This is a genomic window from Oceanobacter sp. 5_MG-2023, assembly GCF_030548165.1.
GTDB lineage: Bacteria > Pseudomonadota > Gammaproteobacteria > Pseudomonadales > Oceanobacteraceae > Oceanobacter.
In genome coordinates this window covers 1-18,127 of record NZ_JAUORS010000015.1, presented here as the reverse complement: position 1 = coordinate 18,127, position 18,127 = coordinate 1, and the positions used below count along the sequence as shown (strand labels likewise).

The 18,127-nt window shown below is 54.3% G+C and carries 18 protein-coding genes; 8 read left to right on the top strand and 10 right to left on the bottom strand.

What is annotated here, in order from left to right:
- Positions 1-150 precede the first annotated feature (150 nt).
- Both Q4551_RS11135 and Q4551_RS11130 read left to right on the top strand, forming a co-directional pair.
- Positions 151-1,422 carry an O-acetylhomoserine aminocarboxypropyltransferase/cysteine synthase family protein gene (locus Q4551_RS11135; protein ID WP_303433879.1) on the top strand — a complete coding sequence of 424 codons (1,272 nt, stop codon included), beginning with the start codon at positions 151-153 and terminating at the stop codon, positions 1,420-1,422.
- A 57-nt stretch (positions 1,423-1,479) separates the two neighbouring features.
- Entirely contained in the window at positions 1,480-2,151 is a 672-nt protein-coding gene (locus Q4551_RS11130; protein ID WP_303433877.1) for a hypothetical protein, read from the top strand.
- Between the two features lie 100 nt (positions 2,152-2,251).
- Here the strand turns inward: Q4551_RS11130 and Q4551_RS11125 are convergent, their stop codons facing one another.
- Positions 2,252-2,977 carry a 16S rRNA (uracil(1498)-N(3))-methyltransferase gene (locus tag Q4551_RS11125; RefSeq protein ID WP_303433875.1) on the bottom strand — a complete coding sequence of 242 codons (726 nt, stop codon included), beginning with the start codon at positions 2,975-2,977 and terminating at the stop codon, positions 2,252-2,254.
- 244 nt (positions 2,978-3,221) lie between these two features.
- On the opposite strand from Q4551_RS11125, the gene Q4551_RS11120 reads away from it, so the two are divergent.
- The 3 genes from Q4551_RS11120 (at position 3,222) to dxs (ending at position 6,429) form a co-directional block, all read left to right on the top strand.
- Entirely contained in the window at positions 3,222-3,464 is a 243-nt protein-coding gene (locus Q4551_RS11120; protein WP_303433873.1) for an exodeoxyribonuclease VII small subunit, read from the top strand.
- Positions 3,461-4,360, top strand: coding sequence for a (2E,6E)-farnesyl diphosphate synthase (gene ispA, locus Q4551_RS11115; protein ID WP_303433872.1), 900 nt, complete (start codon positions 3,461-3,463; stop codon positions 4,358-4,360). Before Q4551_RS11120 ends, ispA begins: the two co-directional genes overlap by 4 nt.
- 188 nt (positions 4,361-4,548) lie before the next feature.
- Complete coding sequence (gene dxs / locus Q4551_RS11110; protein ID WP_303433870.1) at positions 4,549-6,429, top strand: 1-deoxy-D-xylulose-5-phosphate synthase; 1,881 nt, start codon at positions 4,549-4,551, stop codon at positions 6,427-6,429.
- 108 nt (positions 6,430-6,537) lie between these two features.
- Here the strand turns inward: dxs and ribA are convergent, their stop codons facing one another.
- The gene (gene ribA, locus Q4551_RS11105; protein WP_303433867.1) at positions 6,538-7,170 is read right to left on the bottom strand and encodes a GTP cyclohydrolase II; all 633 of its coding nucleotides are present in this window, start codon (positions 7,168-7,170) and stop codon (positions 6,538-6,540) included.
- 232 nt (positions 7,171-7,402) lie between these two features.
- On the opposite strand from ribA, the gene Q4551_RS11100 reads away from it, so the two are divergent.
- A complete protein-coding gene (locus Q4551_RS11100; protein WP_303433865.1) occupies positions 7,403-8,080 on the top strand; it encodes a zinc metallopeptidase in 678 nt (225 codons plus the stop codon).
- A gap of 22 nt (positions 8,081-8,102) precedes the next feature.
- Here the strand turns inward: Q4551_RS11100 and Q4551_RS11095 are convergent, their stop codons facing one another.
- Both Q4551_RS11095 and Q4551_RS11090 read right to left on the bottom strand, forming a co-directional pair.
- On the bottom strand, positions 8,103-8,573 hold the full coding sequence (locus Q4551_RS11095; protein WP_303433863.1) for a phosphatidylglycerophosphatase A: 471 nt from the start codon (positions 8,571-8,573) through the stop codon (positions 8,103-8,105).
- A gap of 102 nt (positions 8,574-8,675) precedes the next feature.
- On the bottom strand, positions 8,676-10,895 hold the full coding sequence (locus Q4551_RS11090; RefSeq protein WP_303433861.1) for a primosomal protein N': 2,220 nt from the start codon (positions 10,893-10,895) through the stop codon (positions 8,676-8,678).
- Positions 10,896-11,083: 188 nt separating this feature from the next.
- Here Q4551_RS11090 and rpmE point away from each other — a divergent pair, with 188 nt between their 5' ends.
- On the top strand, positions 11,084-11,296 hold the full coding sequence (rpmE, locus tag Q4551_RS11085) for a 50S ribosomal protein L31 (RefSeq protein ID WP_303433859.1): 213 nt from the start codon (positions 11,084-11,086) through the stop codon (positions 11,294-11,296).
- A 257-nt stretch (positions 11,297-11,553) separates the two neighbouring features.
- On the opposite strand, the gene Q4551_RS11080 is transcribed toward rpmE, so the two are convergent.
- The 4 genes from Q4551_RS11080 to Q4551_RS11065 all read right to left on the bottom strand — a co-directional run bounded on the left by Q4551_RS11080 (position 11,554) and on the right by Q4551_RS11065 (position 15,960).
- Entirely contained in the window at positions 11,554-12,951 is a 1,398-nt protein-coding gene (locus tag Q4551_RS11080) for an APC family permease (RefSeq protein WP_303433857.1), read from the bottom strand.
- 38 nt (positions 12,952-12,989) lie between these two features.
- The gene (locus Q4551_RS11075; protein WP_303433855.1) at positions 12,990-14,282 is read right to left on the bottom strand and encodes an FAD-binding oxidoreductase; all 1,293 of its coding nucleotides are present in this window, start codon (positions 14,280-14,282) and stop codon (positions 12,990-12,992) included.
- A 47-nt stretch (positions 14,283-14,329) separates the two neighbouring features.
- Positions 14,330-14,749, bottom strand: coding sequence for a Rid family hydrolase (locus tag Q4551_RS11070; RefSeq protein ID WP_303433853.1), 420 nt, complete (start codon positions 14,747-14,749; stop codon positions 14,330-14,332).
- Positions 14,750-14,820: 71 nt separating this feature from the next.
- Positions 14,821-15,960, bottom strand: a complete 1,140-nt coding sequence (locus Q4551_RS11065) for a tyramine oxidase subunit B (protein ID WP_303433851.1) — start codon at positions 15,958-15,960, stop codon at positions 14,821-14,823.
- Positions 15,961-16,272: 312 nt separating this feature from the next.
- Here Q4551_RS11065 and Q4551_RS11060 point away from each other — a divergent pair, with 312 nt between their 5' ends.
- Complete coding sequence (locus tag Q4551_RS11060) at positions 16,273-17,046, top strand: helix-turn-helix domain-containing protein (protein WP_303433974.1); 774 nt, start codon at positions 16,273-16,275, stop codon at positions 17,044-17,046.
- A 148-nt stretch (positions 17,047-17,194) separates the two neighbouring features.
- Here Q4551_RS11060 and Q4551_RS11055 read toward each other — a convergent pair whose 3' ends face one another.
- Entirely contained in the window at positions 17,195-17,836 is a 642-nt protein-coding gene (locus Q4551_RS11055) for an MBL fold metallo-hydrolase (protein ID WP_303433973.1), read from the bottom strand.
- The coding region (locus tag Q4551_RS11050) for a hypothetical protein (protein WP_303433850.1) at positions 17,833-18,127 on the bottom strand (295 nt) is incomplete at its 5' end. The genes Q4551_RS11050 and Q4551_RS11055, both read right to left, overlap by 4 nt.

The following is an 18,127-nucleotide window of genomic DNA, read 5'->3' as shown; positions in this document are numbered from 1 at the left end:
AAGTAGTGAAATAAAGAATAGAGCGAGTTTACGGCGGGGCGGAGTGAATGCAAGGGCGCGCACCGTGGGCAGCCGGTCACTATGGCAAGCCGCCGCATCTTGTTACACTGACATCTTTACGCTAAAGCTGACAATGAGGATTTTTCGTCCATGAAAATAGAAACACAGGCGATTCATGCAGGGTTCAGTGAAGACCCGACGACACGTGCGGTTGCGGTGCCCATTTATCAGACCACGTCATACAGCTTTCGCGATACCCAGCATGGTGCTGATCTGTTTGATCTGAAAGAGCCGGGTAATATTTATACCCGCATCATGAATCCGACCAATGCGGTTCTGGAAGAGCGTCTGGCAGCGATGGAAGGCGGTATCGGCGCGCTCTGTCTGGCATCCGGCATGGCGGCAATTACTGCCGCGATTCAAACCTTGGCGCGGGCTGGTGATAATATCGTCAGTGTCAGTCAGCTTTATGGCGGTTCCTATAATCTGTTTGCCCATACTTTTCCGCAGCAGGGTCTGGAAGTGCGCATGGCTTCCGGTGACGATGTAGCAGCGTTGGAAGCTCTGATTGATGACAACACCAAGGCACTGTTCTGCGAATCCATCGGCAACCCGGCTGGCAATATCGTAGACCTGCAGGCGCTGTCCGATATGGCGCACAGGCACGGACTGCCGGTGATTGTTGATAATACCGTGGCGACACCGTATCTGTGTCGGCCGTTTGAGTTCGGTGCTGATATTGTGGTGCATTCCCTGACCAAATACATTGGTGGTCATGGAACAACACTGGGCGGTGCCATTGTCGATTCAGGCAAATTCTCATGGAAAGATAACCCGCGTTTCCCGCACTTTAATGAGCCAGACCCGTCGTACCACGGTGTGATTTACACTCAGGACATGGGTGGTGCTGCCTTTATTGCCCGTGCCCGTGTGGTGCCTCTGCGTAATATGGGTGCTGCCTTGTCGCCGATGAGTTCTTTCCTGTTGCTGCAGGGGCTGGAAACCCTTGCCCTGCGGATGGATCGCCATGTCGAAAACGCCCAGCAAGTGGCTGAATATCTGCATAATCATCCACAGGTCAGCTGGGTCAATTATGCCGGATTGGAGAGCAGCCCCTATTACGAAGTGGCTCAGAGAATGACCCAAGGGAAGCCGTCAGCGATTCTCAGTTTTGGTATCAAGGGCGGGGCAGAAGCCGGAACAAAATTTATTGATGCACTGCAGCTGATCAAGCGGTTGGTCAATATTGGTGATACCAAAAGCCTGGCCTGTCATCCGGCAACGACCACGCACCGGCAGCTGAATGAAGAAGAGCTGGCGTCTGCGGGTGTCAGCAAGGACCTGATCCGTCTGTCGATTGGTATTGAGCATGCCGACGATATTATTGCTGATATCACTCAGGCGCTGGATGCGGCAGGCTAAACGGTCACTGCATGCAAAACCTGCCCAGGCGAATGCCTGGGCTTGAAGGAGAAAAGAATGTCGTTCGGACAGTTTGTTGCGCTGGCCAGTTTTGTGTTATCGATGGGAACCATTGCCGTGACCTATGCGGTGGGAACGGCCCAGGGCACCGCGGAACTTTGCAATCCGTTTCTCGATGGCTGTACCGATATTACCCATACCGGCATGAAGGGAGACGCCGGGTTTATCTTCCGGGGTGGCATGATTACCGCCTGCGCCTTTTTTATGATCTGGTGGCAGGTTATGAGTACCTGGTTGGCCGGGCACAGTCATCGACTGACTTTAGCCATCATGCAGTTTTTTGGTGTGCTGGCGGCTTTGGGGCTGCTGGTTGGTACTGCGGTTTTATTACCGGACAAGTCAGCAACTCACTGGGGTGTGCATGTCCGTGGCGCCAATCTGTTTTTTCAGGGCATGTTGGTGGCGCTGACGATTAACTATGTATTGATCTGGCGTGGCCGCAGGCGGGGTTTGCAGGTGCCATCGTTCTGGTTGAAAACCGTTTTGATGGCGTTGCTGTGGTTCCAGTTTATTGCTTTTGCAGGTGTCACCATCGGTATGGATATGAGCCATGGCAAACGTCTGATCGAGTGGTGGGCGACGCTGTTTATTGGCGTGTATTTTCTTAGCAGCTGGTGGGACTGGTCGTCGCTCCGGCTTGGAGTGGTCAGTACGCCGTCCCGTGAGTAGCTGTGGATGGGTTGAGTCTGTCGTTGGTTCTGATCTCTGGCGGCAGCGGCGGTTATTGCTGCGCAAGCCAAGCGTTACAAGCGTTGCGAGTTAATAGTAGTTAAAAGTCACCCCATAAAAATTGCAAGACCGAGACTGCAGCCAGTGCGGCGGTTTCGGTACGCAGAATCCTTGGCCCCAGCAACAGCCCCTGAAAACCATGAGCCGCCCCTGCGGCGACTTCGGTATTTGTCAGACCACCTTCGGGGCCAACCAATAAAGCAACACTGGCTGGCGGATGAGCTTGTTGCAGCGGCTGCTGGTTGTGTGGATGTAATATCAGCCGCCGTTCGGCATCACATCGGGCATACCAGTCGTTCAGGGACAGAGCCGGCAAAACCTGTGGAATACGGTTGCGACCACTTTGTTCGCAGGCGGATAACGCGACCTTTTGCCAGTGTTCGATTTTCTTCTCGAGCCGCTCACCTTTCAGGCGTACATCGCAGCGTTCACTGAACAGCGGGGTGATCTGGCTGACCCCCAGCTCGGTGGCTTTCTGGATGGTGAAATCCATCTTGTCGCCCTTGGAGATAACCTGGCCGAGGTGGAGCGGTAATGGAGGTATGGCCTCTGCGGCAGAGGCTGTAACAATATGTATTTCCGCCTGCTTTTTATTGGCCGTAGCGATGGCGCCCTGATACTCACAGCCGTCACCATTAAACAGCCGCACCGGAGCCGTCACGGTCAGGCGCAGCACCCGCAACAGGTGCAGGCTGGGCTGCTCATCGAGCGTAACGGTTTGCCCGACGATCAAGGGCTGATTGGTAAAAATTCTCGGTGACGACATCGTTTTCTCCACAGGCAATCGCGGCGGATAATAGCACCGGCAGCGGGGATGACACAGTGTCACGCCATGGCTTTTGTTTCCCTAGGATTCAGCGTCTGCACCGGCTTCCGTGCCGCAGAGGCTCAACTGCCGACCGGGTATTCCAGCGCGCAAACATCTCTGTTCTATGGCAAAAACTGGCCGTCAGACTTGTTGAAGCTGCAGTCAGGCGCTACTGTGGCGGCACACAGCGTGGGTAGGTGTTATGAGCGATAAACAACAAGCATTTGATTTTGAACAGTCGCTGGCAGAGCTGACGTCTCTGGTACAGCGAATGGAAAGTGGTGAACTGACTCTGGAGCAGTCTCTGGGAGCGTTTGAGCAAGGGATTCGGCTGACCCGCTCGTGTCAGCAGGCACTGGCCGAGGCGGAACAGAAAGTAACGCTGCTGACTGAGCAGAATGGCCAGAGTCTGGCACAACCCATGGTTCGGGATGCTTTTGAATGAGCCTGTTGCCAGAACGGCTGACCGCCGTGCAAAAACAGCTGGAACAGCAATTGCGGGCAGCTGTAATACAGCTGGATAGTTGTGATTCACGGCTGGCCGAAGCCATGCAATACGGCTTGCTTAATGGTGGCAAGCGCTTACGGCCATTATTGGCCTATGCCGCTGCAGAAGCATTGGGTGGCCAGCCAGGCCAGGCCGATAGCGCGGCGACAGCACTGGAAATGGTGCACAGCTACAGTCTGATCCACGACGATTTACCGGCGATGGACGATGACGACCTGCGGCGTGGCAAACCCACGACTCATATTGCCTTTGATGAAGCCTCGGCCATTCTGGCAGGTGACGCCTTGCTGACCGGCGCCTTTGAAATCCTGCTGGCTGATGACAGCCTGTCGGCAGAGCAGCGGCTGGCGATGACCACACTGCTGGCCAGAGCGGCCGGAGCGTTTGGTATGGTTGGAGGACAAAGCATCGACCTCAACCATGTCGGCAAGCCCATGTCTCTGGTTGAGCTGGAGCAGATGCACCGGGGTAAAACCGGCGCATTGATTCGCGCCTCCGTGATGCTGGGAGCCATGTCGGTGCGCTGGCCACTGGCAGCTGGGCAAGAACAGGCATTGACTGACTACGCCAATGCCATCGGGCTGGCCTTCCAGGTTCAGGATGACATTCTCGATGTGGAAGGGGATACCTCGACTCTGGGCAAGCAGGCCGGAGCTGATATTGCCCTCAACAAACCGACCTATCCGGCCTTGTTGGGGATGGATGCCGCCCGACAAAAAGCGCTGGAACTGTGTCAGCAAGCCCAGGCAGCCTTGCTGGTATTGCAGCAAGACGGCGGCCAAACCGGCTTGCTGCAACAGATTGCCGACTATGTGATTGAGCGTAATCACTGACCTGGCCTGCTCCCGGAGCCAGCCGCAGGTTGGCCATGGCAGGACAGATACCGGAAGGAATCATGACCAAGGTGGCTATTGGCCTACTCAATAGCCACCGCAATCGTTAGAATGGTCGCCCTTTTTTGCTATTACGTAGCAGCATCTGCGCAATATCTGATGCTCAACGACCGGAAACACAACGCCTGATGTTTACCGAAATACCGAGTTCTCGTCCTCTTACTCCTTTACTGGATGCTATCAATCAGCCTGCCGACTTGCGTCTGCTGGCGCCGGAGCAACTTCAGGAGGTCTGCTGTCAGCTGCGAGAATACCTGCTCTACAGTGTTGGACAGTCAGGCGGGCACTTTGCTGCCGGACTTGGCGTGGTGGAACTGACGGTTGCATTACACTATGTCTTTAACACCCCGGATGACCGTCTGGTGTGGGATGTCGGCCATCAAGCCTACCCCCATAAAATACTCACCGGTCGCCGTGAAGCAATGCCCCTTATTCGCAGTGAAGAAGGCCCGGCCGCGTTTCCACATCGTAATGAGAGCGTATACGACACCTTTGGCGTAGGTCATTCCAGTACCTCCATTGGTGCAGCACTGGGCATGGCGCTGGGTTTTCGCCAGCAAGGACTGGAGCAGGAATCGGTTGCCATTATCGGCGATGGAGCCATCACCGCCGGTATGGCGTTTGAGGCGCTGAACCATGCCGGTCATGTCAAAGCCGATATGCTGGTTATTCTGAACGACAACGATATGTCGATTTCCAATAACGTCGGCGCATTAAACAAGTATTTCACCCGCATCTGGTCATCGAAAACCTATTCCGCCATGCGGGCGGGCAGCAAAAAAGTATTGGAGAAAATCCCGTCAGCGTGGGAATTTGCCCGCCGTACCGAAGAGCATATGAAAGGCATGGTGGCTCCAGGCACCCTGTTTGAAGAGCTGGGTTTTAACTACTATGGTCCGATCGATGGCCATGATCTTGGCGAGCTGGTCCAGACCCTGACCAACCTGGCGAAAATGAAAGGGCCGCGCTTCCTGCATATCGTCACGCGCAAGGGCAAGGGTTTCGAACCTGCGGAGCAGGACCCGATTGGTTATCACGCCCTGAAGCCGGTGCATCAGGCATCGACTGCGGTCAAAAAACCGACCTACTCGAATATCTTCGGCGAATGGCTGTGCGATATGGCTGCCGCTGATGCACGGCTGGTCGGTATTACTCCGGCGATGCGCGAAGGCTCTGACCTGATTCGTTTTTCACATGAATTCCCGGATCGTTATTACGACGTTGCCATTGCTGAGCAGCATGCGGTGACGCTGGCGGCCGGTCTGGCGTGTGAAGGCAGCAAGCCGGTGGTTGCCATTTATTCGACTTTTCTGCAACGGGCGTACGATCAGCTGATACACGATGTGGCGTTGCAAAATCTGGATGTATTGTTTGCCATCGACCGCGCCGGACTGGTCGGGGAAGACGGTCCGACCCACCATGGCGCCTTCGATCTCAGCTATCTGCGCTGTATTCCGAATCTGGTCGTGATGACACCATCCGATGAAAACGAATGCCGCCAGATGCTGTATAGCGGTTATCAACATATTGGCCCGGCAGCGGTGCGTTATCCTCGTGGCAGCGGCCCCGGCATGGAGACAGAGACCACCATGGCGGTCGTGCCGCTTGGTAAAGGACGGATTGTGCGCTCATCGACCGCTGCTGCCGGCCAGCGAGTGGCCTTGCTGGGCTTTGGTGCCCCGTTAAGCAGCGCGCTGGCAATAGCGGAAGCGCTGGATGCGACCGTTGCGGACATGCGGTTTGTCAAACCACTGGATGATGCCCTGGTTGCCTCGCTGGCAGAATCTCATGACTTACTGGTAACGCTGGAAGAAAACGCCACGGCAGGTGGAGCAGGCAGTGCGGTGCTGGAATCCCTGGCGGCTGGGGGCGTGATGGTACCGGTTTTACTGACGGGATTACCCGATCGCTATATCGAACATGCCAGCCCGGATCGCCAATGGCTGGATGCCGGTCTTGATAGCAACCATGTGCTGGAGCGGATTCAGCAGCGTCTGGCGCAGCTCTGACCGCTCCAACCGTCGGCCAGTGTTAATCGCTGGCCTGTCCGGCCTTGGAGGACGGTTTGTCAGCTCCAGGCAGTAGACAATGGACAGTAGACAGAGACCGGAAAGACCTCAGACCGCCTCATCATCCTGATGAGTCAGCGGCGCAACGGCGGTATTGCTGAGCATATGCCCCAGCTTGCTGGCCTTGGTGGTGAGATAGCCATCGTTGTACGGGTTTCTGCCCACTTCGATGGCCACTCGCTCAATGACTTTTACACCGGCTTCTGACAGAGCCTTCACCTTGCGCGGGTTGTTGGTCATCAGGCGCACGGCATGAATACCCAAATGGCTCAGCATGGGTTCACACATGCTGTAGTCACGCATATCGGCACCAAACCCCAGCTGCTCATTGGCTTCGACCGTATCGGCGCCCTGATCTTGCAGGTGATAGGCACGGATTTTGTTCAACAGACCAATGCCACGGCCTTCCTGACGCAAGTACAGCACCACGCCATGGCCTGCCTCTGCCACCGAACGCATCGCTTCTTCAAGCTGATAACCACAATCGCAGCGCATGCTGAATAACGCATCACCGGTCAGGCACTCGGAGTGAGCACGGGCGAGTACCGGCTCGCCGTTGCCAACATCCCCCAGCGTCAGTGCCACATGCTCTTTGCCGGCAACGGTGTCTTCAAATCCGTGCATGGTAAAGACGCCAAATGGCGTTGGCAGCTTGGACGATGCAATGTATTGGATACTCAAGGCTCTCACCTCCGATAAAACAAGCGGCGTATTCTATCAGCACGAACCATAATCCCCCAAACTTCCCTGACCTTAAAAACGGGACTTGTTGGTGTCACAATGGCACATCGCTGCTTCTGGCCTTGGCAAAGGTTCGAAAATGGCATACATCACCTCGAAACAGAGCATTACGAGGGGATTCTTCCAGCGTCGTAAAGCGTCTGGTTAACACACTGTTGCACAGGATATATAGATGCTGATGATCGCCGGGGTCGTTATTTTGCTGCTGGTACTGGTTTTGCCGGGGTTATGGGTACGCCACGTGCTGACTCGTCACAGCTCGGTGCGTGACGATTTTCCCGGAACCGGGGGAGATATGGCCCGGCACCTGATCCACAAGCTGGAGCTGGAACAGGTGGTGGTCGAAGCAACAGAACAAGGCGACCACTATGACCCCCAACAGCATGCCGTGCGACTGACCGCCGACAAGCTCGATGGCAAGTCGCTCACCGCAGTAGTGGTGGCGGCCCATGAAGTAGGCCATGCCCTGCAGCACCAGCGTGGCGAGCGGATGTTCTCCTGGCGTCAGGGGCTGGCAGTACTGGCGAGCTGGATGCAACGGCTGGCACCAGTGGCACTGTTGCTGTCGCCCTTGCTGCTGGCGGTACAGCCCGGACTGTCACGCTGGACATTGTTGATTGCGGTACTGGCGATGAGCATCAACACCCTGGTGCATCTGGTAACCTTGCCGGTCGAGCTGGATGCCAGTTTTAACAAAGCCCTGCCGCTGTTACAGCAAGGCCAGTACCTGGATGACGCCGATATGCTTCATGCCCGCACCATTTTGCGAGCCGCCGCCCTGACGTACGTTGCCGGTTCCCTGATGAGTCTGTTGAATATCTGGCGCTGGTTGCGTTACTTGCGGCGTTAGAGCGGGTGTTAGATCAGCCCCCTCAGATCAACACCCAGGCCGCCAGCTGCAAGCAGACCAGAGCGAAGATACCCGCCAGTACATCGTCAATCATAATGCCAAAACCGCCTTCGACCTGTTCATCCAGCCATTTGATCGGCCAGGGCTTGAGGATGTCGAAAAAGCGGAACAAGACAAACCCCGCCAGAATCCATCCCCAGCCAGACGGCAGGGCAATATAGGTAATCCACAAGCCGATCCATTCATCCCAGACAATACCCGGGTGATCATGTACCCCCAGGTCGTGCGACGTTTGCTGGCAAAGGTAAACGCCAAAGGCAAAACCGGCGATCAGGATACCGAGATACGGTAACAGCGGAATGTCCGCCAGCAATAGCAGCCAGACCGGCAGCGCTGCGATGGTGCCAAAGGTGCCCGGTGCTTTGGGGGCCAGACCAGAACCCAGGCCAAACGCGAGCCAATGTGTCCAAGATGTTAATTGCGTGCGAGCCACAGGTTACTCCGTTGACAGCGACCAGAATAAAGCAGCGATGATAAAGAGATGACGGCAGGACCGCCAGTTGGCCGTGTGGTTATTTGGCTGGATTCACCCAGGCTAGAGGGTGTCCTGGGGGTCCACATCCAGATGCCAGCGCACCTGGTGAAAGCCTTTTTGCTGGTGGAGAAAATCCACCAATGGATCGAGTACCGCATGCAGCCCTGTGCGTTCGTCACTCAGGAGCTGCAATTGTTGGCGAAAACGTCCGGCGCGGCGTTCCATAATGGCCGGAAACGGCCCCACCAGGACCAGCGGGGTAATACTGGTCGAGTGCGCCCGGTGCTGGGCCGAGAGCGATTGCAGGAATTGTCGTGCCAGCTGCAACAGCTGCTCGGCCAGATGACGCTGGGGCGATTCCGCCCGTAACATGGCCATATGACTGTAAGGCGGCAACTGCCGTTGCTGGCGCTCCTGTAACAGCGCCAGCGCCAGTGCGTGATAACCGTCGTTGATCAACAGGTTTAATTGCGGATGGTCGGCGTACAGGGTCTGAATCCACACTTCGCCCGGATGCTCCGCTCGTCCGGCCCGGCCAGCCACTTGCAAGATCAGTTGTGCCGTGTGTTCCATACCCCGAAAGTCGGCACTGAATAAACCGGCATCGGCATCGAGTACCACCACCATGGTCACCGCCGGGAAATGATGCCCCTTGGCCAGCATTTGAGTACCGATCAATAAGCGCTTGCCGGGGGAATGAATGTCCTCCAGCAACGCATCAAAGGCGTGTTTGTTACGGGCGGTATCGCGATCGACGCGGGTGATCGGCACCTGGGGGAATAACATCGACAGTTCGTCTTGCAGCCGTTCAGTGCCCTGACCCAGGGCCTGAATCTTGTCGCTGTGGCAGTTGGGGCAGAAGCGGGGCACCGCTTGCTGGAAATCACAATGATGGCAGTGCAAATGCGCTGGCGATTGATGCAGTGTTAGCCGGGCGTCGCAGCGAGGACATTCTGCCAGCCAACCACATTCCTGACACGCCATCAGCGGGGCGTAACCGCGGCGGTTCACAAACACCAGCACCTGGCGGTCAGCGTCCAGATGCTGCTGCATTTTGGCAATCACCGGTTGTGCCAGACCAAAGGTCAATGGTTGATGGAGGATACTGTGCAAGGTCATGCCCGGCGGCTTGGCCTGACCGGCTCGCTGGGTCAGCTTCAGATGCTGGTAGCGGCCGCTGAGGGCATTGTGCAACGACTCCAGAGACGGAGTTGCCGATCCCAGTACAATGGGAATATTCGCTTGCTTGGCGCGCACCAAGGCAAAATCGCGGGCGGAATAGCGTACCCCATCTTGTTGCTTGAACGAGCTGTCGTGCTCTTCATCGAGAATAATCAGCCCGAGCTCCGGCATCGGCGTAAAGACCGCCGAGCGCGTACCGATCAGAATACGCGCACTGCCGTCACGGCACTGACACCAGGCTTGCAGGCGTTCGCGGTCATTCAACCCTGAGTGTATCAATGCCACCGGCACATCAACCCGCTCCCGGAAGCGCTGCACGGTTTGTGGCGTCAGGCCGATTTCCGGCACCAGCACCAGCACCTGGCGGCCCTGTTGCAGTGTCTGTTTGAGGTGTTGCAAATACACTTCGGTCTTGCCGGAGCCGGTGATGCCTTCCAGCAAGCTGGCCCGGAATTGCTGCCGTGGTTGGTTCAGTTGTGTCAGGGCTTGCTGTTGCTCGTCGTTGAGAGGCAAGTCGTCGCGCCGACGTAAGGACGTGGCGGGTATGGGCAGGCGCTGTTGTGTTTCGATCAGCCCCAGTTGTGCCAGTCGGCGCAGCTGGGCCAGAGTAAACCCCTGGGCCGTCAGCTCGGCATGGACCCACACGGGCCGCTGTTGGAATAGCTGCCACAGCGCCTGCTGTTGCTTGCCACGTAAAGACGGTGTTTCATCATGAGCGGTGGGGCATCGCAACCAGCTTTGCTCCAGCGCCTCTTGCAGGGCGCCGCCGCGCCGCAGCAGTGCCGGTATCATCAGTTCCAGCACTTCCCCCAGACTGTGATGATAATAGCGCGCCAGCCAGCGCCCCAGAGCCAGCTGACTGGCATCCAGCAAGGGAGCATCATCGAGACGTTCGAGTAAGGGCTTGAGCCTGGCTGTTGGCACATCGGTGGTATGAGCGGTACCGACTACGACGGCGGTCAATAACTGCTGGCCAAAGTTAACCCGCACCCGCTGTCCGGGTTTCCAGGTGTCTTCCGGCTCACCGGCTGAAGGAAGATAGTCGAAACAGCGCCGCAAGGGCACGGGTACAGCGACCTGCACGACGTAAAAAGGCATGAAAAGAACTTGCTGGTAAAAGAGGCTCTGGTATTATGCGCGTCCTTATTGTCTGTGCAAGGGGCTGATGTACGGTTTGGCACCGTCATTGGTTCATGGCGACAGCGAGAATTTGATGTTTTCTTAACAGTAGCGCGGTGCCTGTCCGATGGTCGGAAGGTGGCGGCGTGAAGACCCGAGGTGTTCCCATGAAACAAGATATCCATCCTGAATACGCTGAACTGACAGCTACCTGCTCTTGTGGCAATGTTGTTAAAACTCGTTCCGCCAAGCCTGGCGAAATGTATCTGGACGTTTGCTCCGCTTGCCACCCTTTCTATACTGGCAAGCAGAAAACCGTGGATACCGGTGGTCGTATTGATCGCTTCAACAAGCGTTTCGGTGGTTTTGGCAAGAAGTAATCCCTGTTACTGCCAAAGTCCCGCAACACCAAAACCCGCTTCGGCGGGTTTTTTTTGGCCTGGGTTCTGGCTTGGGTTTGGGTTCTGGTTTGGGTTCTGGCTTGGGCTTGGGCTTGGGCTTGGAGAGAGGAGAGAGGAGAGAGGAGAGAGGAGAGAGGAGAGAATACGACGCCAGTAACAACAATAATGCCGACATCTATTAACAGGGTTAATCATGCCGGCATCGGGATAAACAGGTTAATGACGAATGGTATTGTTTAACTCATATCTGGCTCAAACAAGCCACGCTTCATATAAAATTTTACCCACACGGCAGCAATAATACTTAAAATCAGCAAAATCCCCCCCGTAATGCTATAGACCATTTGAGTCATTTCCGGTGCTGGTGAATTATTCAGAGCAACGTACAGCATCGCGATGATACCCACAATCTGAGGTAGTGGATAAAACGGCGTACGATAAGGGCGTTCATGGTTTGGCATACGCTTGCGTAATACGATGACATTGATATGTGCCACGCTATAAGCCAATAACCAGCTGGTGGTGGCGGCAATAATCAGCATGATCAAGGAATCGATACCAAAGACAAAATAAGGAATCATTGTTAATCCCGCCATCATGACAATACCCACCCAAGGGGCATCAAAACGGTTATGCGATTTTAATTGTGGGAAAGCCTGGCCTTCATCTGCCATACCTTTCAGCATTCTTGGCACAGCCGCAAGAATTGTATTCATGGTGCTGCACGTGGCGGCCAGTGCCATGACGGTGGCAATAATCAAACCGCTTTGTCCGAATACGGCATTGGCATAATCGAGGAATGGCAGAGGAGAACCCAATAAAGTATCCAGGTCGAGATAAAGGCTGGCACCAAAAATAAAGGCAACAAAAATCGTAAAGATAAAAAACAATGACAAATGCATGGCCATAGGAATACTTTTCTTCGGATTTTTTACCTCACCAATCATTGGGCAAATAAATTCGACGCCCACCATGGTCCATAATGCCAACCCGATCAAGCCAATAAAGCTGCCATCGATAACCCCCGCCATACTCCAGTCAACCGTGGCACCTGTCAGTACCGGGTGTGGTTCAGAAGCACCGGTAATTGCCACCAGGCCGGTCAGGATCAATGCACTGACCAGAATAAATGCCAGAACATTTTGTACCCGGGCAAAGACATCCGTACCAATCAGGTTAGTAATAGTGAAAACCAGCAAAATAAGCAAGGGTATTAATTTTTCTGGTAATACACCGGGTAATAATTCTCCCAGCATGGCATCCACCAAAAACATTTCTACCGGTAATGCCAATACGGCAACCACCACATAACCAGCAAATACAGAAACAATAGCCGGAAAATGCCCAATCGCTTTTTGGGTGTAAGTTGCCAGCGTTCCTTCTTGCGGAAACATCAAGGATAACTCGGCAAAACTCATGGCATTAAATTGCGCCAGTACCAAGGCCGCCACCATGGCAAAGATAAAGCTCAGGCCGCCAATGCCGAGCCCTTGCAGGGCAGAAATCATCGCTCCTTGAACAATCACCAGACCAATACAAATTGCCATCATGGTCAGCAGGCCAATATGGGTCTTTTTATTAGCCCCCGCCAGATCAATCGAGTTTGCCGTTGCTGTGTGTGCAGTACCGCTCATATTCTGTACCTCGTGTGAGTAAAACCGTTATCGGTATTTCAGAGTCGATCAAACCGGTAAGGGTCTGGGTCGATAATGGGAGAAGTATTGGCGACAAGGTCTGCTGCCAATTGCCCTGCTGCTGGCCCGGTACCAAATCCGTGCCCAGAAAACCCGGTGGCGATCGTCAGGCCAGGAATGGCATGAACATGGTCGATCACCGGGTTTGAATCGGGTGTTACGTCAATCACGCCAGCCCAGGATTCTTCGATTTGTGCCTGCTTGAAAACAGGCCAGGCGTCGGCAAGATTGGTTAGCGCCTCTTGATTGAGGGCAGGGTTGGCTGATGGATCCAGCGTACGAATTTTCTCAAGCGGAGAAGGGCGATCGGCTCCCCAGCGGCGTGCCAGGGCCAGGTCCTGCAGAAAAGCCCGGCCTAACGAGGTGCGCAAAAAACTGCGCTGGGCACGGAGCTGGCTGAGATAACGCCAGCCAATCAGCAGATGATCGAGGGTGATGGGAGCATCAAGTGCACCTCGTTGGGTGATAATAAAACCGCCGCCGTCCTGTTTGCGGAAAGAAAAATCCGGGCCACCCACAGCAATATTGGTTGGCCCTGTCATCGGTGTGGTACGTAACACGGAACAAATCAACGGCAGCGTCGGCAGGGCAATACCCTGGTTACCGAGAAAACGCCGTGACCAGGCTCCGCCCGCCAACAACACCTGTTCACACCGGATTTCGCCTTTTTCGGTGACAACACCGCTGATTTTTCCGGCCGACCTCACCAATGTTCGTACAGCACAGTGCTGGATCAGGGTTGCCCCTTTGGCGACGGCAGCCCTGGCAATGGCGCTGGTGGCAATGGCGGGTTCGGCCCGGCCGTCCGATGGCGTGTAAATACCGCCAACCCACTGACCCTGACCGTTAGGTACATGCTGGTCGATGGCCTGTGGCGTCAGCAGCTGAGAGTCCAGAGACAGGTCTTGCACTGAGCGTGACCAGGCTTCGTGCATCGCCATCTGTTCGTCGTTTTTGGCCAGAAACATAATGCCGGACTGGCGGTAGCCGACCGACTGGCCGATACGCTCCGGCATCCCGGCCCACAGCCGGTCGGCCGCCTGAGCCAAGGGTACATCGGCGGCATGACGGCTGGTTTTGCGTATCCAGCCCAGGTTGCGTGATGATTGCTCGCCCGCGATATGGCCTTTTTCCAGCAGCACAACGGGGATGTTACGCTCTGCCAGCGTCAGTGCTGCGGTAACACCGACGATGCCTCCACCAATAATGACCACCGTGGTGGCGTCAGGTAATTGATCTGTTGTGTGTACTGTTTCCAGTGTTTTGGTCATAAGATTGCTGCCGACATCAACGGGTTTGCGGGTATCGCCTGGAACGATCAGGCGATGGACATTTCTTCTACGGTGGCTTGGGAAGCGCCGCGATAGGCGGTGACTTCCAGCTCCATCTTGTAGACGGTTGAACCAAGCGGTGGACAAGTCACCGTGGTGGCCGGATTGATGCCTTTGAACTTCTCGCCAACCAATCCCATCACCGCATGAACATCGGCCGGGTCCTGAATAAACACCCGTGAAAACACCACATCGGCGAGACAGGAATCCGCCGCCGCCAAGGCGGTTTCAATATTGCTGAACACCTGGTGCGTTTGCGCCAGCACGTCCTCTGGGATCTCTTTGGTGTGTGGATTACGGCCCGCAGTATTGGAAACGTAAATCCAGCGATCGACAGCAACGAGGCGGGAATAGCTGCCGATTTCTTCGAATTTTGAGCCGGTTTTCAGTTTTAGAATCTGTGTCATTGGGAATATCCAGGGTGTCAAATACAGTCATGCAGAGGAAATAACGGCGCCGGTCACGACGCCGGATGCTGCTAGCACAATTCAGGGCTATCCCAAAGATTCAGCTTGATGCCAATGCCTTGCTCAATTGCCGTGCGATAAATCACGGTGGCCCAGGCAACGTCTTCGACGGGCATGCCGCCAACCGATAAAATGATAATTTCTTCATCATTCGCCCGACCTGGAGTGGCTCCGGCGGTGATGGCTCCGAGGTCTTCGAGCTGATCCAGCGATAACTTGCCCTCGTCGACCATATCCATAAAACGGGCACCAATGATGGGAATATACTGGTGAGCCGGTTTTGGCACTTCTTCAAACCAGGCTTGATATAAGCCGGTGTTATCCAGCACTTTACGGACATCGTTTGTTTCCATCGCATCATCGAGACGACAATACGCTGGCATTGAAAGGAAACAGCCGGGTTTTACCCATTCTCTTTTGACTTCCGGATAACTGGACACATCACCGGTTTCGTTAGAATTGCAATAGGTTACGATATCGGAACCACGTACCACCTCTTCAAGAGTATTGACAGTGGTAATCGTAGTAATTTGAGGGTAGGTTTCCTTAACCCAGCCAATAAAGCTATCGAGGCTTTTTTGCCCACGACCTTTTACCTTGATGGTGTCGATATCCGGGCAAGTGGCCATAAAGGCCGCAATAGATGTTTTACCCATAACGCCAGGCCCCAATAAACCCACCACTTTGGAATCTTTACGGGCAAGGTGGCGTGCACCAACACCAGGAACCGCACCGGTACGATAAGCTGATAGCAGGTTGGCCGACATATAAGCCATGGGAGCACCGGTATCGATATCGTTCAGAATAAACATCAGAATTGAACGCGGCAGGCCTTTTTCACGGTTGGCAATATTGGAGCCATACCATTTCACTCCGCAAGTCTGGAACTCTCCACCCAAATAAGCCGGCATGGCCATAAGACGACGATCGGCAGTAGGTTTTGGCATTGTCGGAAATGGAGATTCTTCGGGGAAGGTAATCATGGCACCGTGGGAATCACTATTCGGGCCAGCCATACGATAATCACCTTTATGTAACAAGGTGAACATGCTTTCCATTGTGTCGACACATTTTTCCATATCCATAACGCCGGCTTTGATCATGTCCGGCTCGGAAAGATAAATAAAATCGATTTTCGTATTCTCTGACATAACAGCACCTTGAATCTGGGAATGAGCACTTCTGTACTTTTATTCAGCTGCCATACGCTCATCAGAATCAATAATGACGGGTCAAACTCATGAGCGAGACGGGCTGAGGAAAAATACGATCCTAGACGTCGAAAAATCATCCGTATTGAACTTTTGCGACATGGAATCAAGAAATATCAACTTCAAAAAATCTGGCACTGGCTTTGCTATGGATTGCGTATCTTCGAAATATCAAGCGAGCGAATCCAGGTTATGTCACATACTTCCCTTGTTCATTGTCTTGCTGGAATTCGTTCCAAACAGCCTTGGTTGGTGCTTAATTCGGCCGAGAGATTTTATCTTTCAGGGTCTGACAATCCGCTCATTTCTCACTTTTACAGTTTTGAAGCCAAAGACTCCGTCGAAGCGACGTTTGCCATACCGGACGGTTGTGTTGATATACTGTTTGACTGCGACAGCAGCCATCCCACCGCCGAAGTTTTTGGCACGCCGATGAAGGCCATCGACATCGACCTGAACAGCCATCACCGTTATTTTGGGGTGCGTTTTGTGTCCGGCACCATGCCGGATTTTCTGAACGTCTCGGCGGAAGAACTGATCGAGCAGCACTTTGCTTTTCAGGAGCTGGTTCCTGAGTCAAATCAAGTGTTTGAAGCGATTGTTGGCAGCGCCAGTTTTGCCGAACAAATTGAAATCTTCGGGCGTTTTTGTGATGGCAAGGAGATGCGGAAATCATCCCGATTGACGACCCAGGCGATCCGCAGTATTTGCGAGAGCCATGGCAGTATTCACATCAACGATCTGGAGGCATTGACCGGATATACCACGCGCTCACTGCAGCGGCAGTTCCGGGCCGATATGGGCATGTCACCCAAGGCATTCAGCCAGATTATCCGTTGCCAATCGGCGGTTTACGACATCAATCACAGTGATCAGGTAGCCTTTTCCGACTTGGCATCCGACCTCGGCTTCAGCGATCAATCCCACTTTTCCAGAGAATTCAAAAAACAGGTGAACACCACGCCTCTGGATTATCTGAAGCGGGTGAAGCACGAAACTTACCTGGAACGAATTCGCTATGTGTGAGCAATCAATGTTCACTGAACATAATTTCGCACTAATTTTGTGCTGAAACGGAGTGATATACACCAGCCTGACGGGATTTAATGGTTGGCCTGCATAAAGCAATTGGCTCAAATAACCACATTGACCCCAATAAACGCATGAGGCAGAGCTACCCGCGTTGGTCAGCCACAAAAGGATTGCTCTTGCGCTCATGACCAAAGGTTGAACGTGGGCCATGACCTGGGACAAATTCAATCTCATCCCCCAATGGGAACAACTTGTCGCGAATAGAATGGATCAGATCGGCATGGTTTCCCTGCGGAAAGTCAGTGCGTCCAATCGAACCGTTAAACAGCACATCCCCGACCAACGCCAGTTGCTGCTCTGGCTGCACAAATACCACATGGCCCGGCGTATGGCCTGGCGTATGAATCACCTCCAGCGTGACATCCCCAACCGTGACCTGATCACCGTCACTGAGCCAGCGATCTGGAGTAAACATCTCAACATCCGGCAGCCCAAACATCTGAGCCTGCTGCGACAGCGACTGAATCCAGAAATTATCCCCCTTGTGCGGCCCTTCGATCGGTAACTGGTAACGCTTGGCCAGCTCGGCCGTGCCACCGACATGATCGAGGTGAGCATGAGTCAGCAAGATTTTTTCCGGCTTGGCACCCATGGCGTCGAGTTTGGCGACGATGCGATCAATATCGCCACCAGGATCAACAATAGCCGCCTGATGCGTGGCTTCACACATCAGAATGGTGCAGTTTTGCTGAAAGGCGGTTACCGGCACGGTGGCAGTGATCAGGGCCATGGTGGTGTTCTCTCTGACTGGTTGTGATTCTGAAAATTATGATGATGCGGCTGTCGGCCGTGGTGGCCACTGTAGCAGAATTTTTTCAGCGTCGGCGTCTGCTTGTCGGTGCAGAAGGCGTTGACGCTGATTCGACGCCGTTGTTCGTCTTCTCGCATGTCGAACCAGAAACCACCTGTTAGTGCCCTGTTTGATGTCTTGTTTGGTATGTAGTGGTCAACTAATCCCGGACAGTATTTTAAAGTTTTCCTCAGCTGCAACGGGCGAAATGCCGTCGTTGAATGT

What these genes read in the sequence shown, in the direction of transcription:
- ispA (WP_303433872.1), top strand. Translation starts at nt 3,461, where the DNA reads ATGAGCCTGTTGCCAGAACGGCTGACCGCCGTGCAAAAACAGCTGGAA.
- rpmE (WP_303433859.1), top strand. Translation starts at nt 11,084, where the DNA reads ATGAAACAAGATATCCATCCTGAATACGCTGAACTGACAGCTACCTGC.
- Q4551_RS11090 (WP_303433861.1), bottom strand. Translation starts at nt 10,895, where the DNA reads ATGCCTTTTTACGTCGTGCAGGTCGCTGTACCCGTGCCCTTGCGGCGC.
- dxs (WP_303433870.1), top strand. Translation starts at nt 4,549, where the DNA reads ATGTTTACCGAAATACCGAGTTCTCGTCCTCTTACTCCTTTACTGGAT.
- Q4551_RS11135 (WP_303433879.1), top strand. Translation starts at nt 151, where the DNA reads ATGAAAATAGAAACACAGGCGATTCATGCAGGGTTCAGTGAAGACCCG.
- Q4551_RS11130 (WP_303433877.1), top strand. Translation starts at nt 1,480, where the DNA reads ATGTCGTTCGGACAGTTTGTTGCGCTGGCCAGTTTTGTGTTATCGATG.
- Q4551_RS11075 (WP_303433855.1), bottom strand. Translation starts at nt 14,282, where the DNA reads ATGACCAAAACACTGGAAACAGTACACACAACAGATCAATTACCTGAC.
- Q4551_RS11065 (WP_303433851.1), bottom strand. Translation starts at nt 15,960, where the DNA reads ATGTCAGAGAATACGAAAATCGATTTTATTTATCTTTCCGAGCCGGAC.
- Q4551_RS11125 (WP_303433875.1), bottom strand. Translation starts at nt 2,977, where the DNA reads ATGTCGTCACCGAGAATTTTTACCAATCAGCCCTTGATCGTCGGGCAA.
- Q4551_RS11080 (WP_303433857.1), bottom strand. Translation starts at nt 12,951, where the DNA reads ATGAGCGGTACTGCACACACAGCAACGGCAAACTCGATTGATCTGGCG.
- Q4551_RS11120 (WP_303433873.1), top strand. Translation starts at nt 3,222, where the DNA reads ATGAGCGATAAACAACAAGCATTTGATTTTGAACAGTCGCTGGCAGAG.
- Q4551_RS11070 (WP_303433853.1), bottom strand. Translation starts at nt 14,749, where the DNA reads ATGACACAGATTCTAAAACTGAAAACCGGCTCAAAATTCGAAGAAATC.
- Q4551_RS11100 (WP_303433865.1), top strand. Translation starts at nt 7,403, where the DNA reads ATGCTGATGATCGCCGGGGTCGTTATTTTGCTGCTGGTACTGGTTTTG.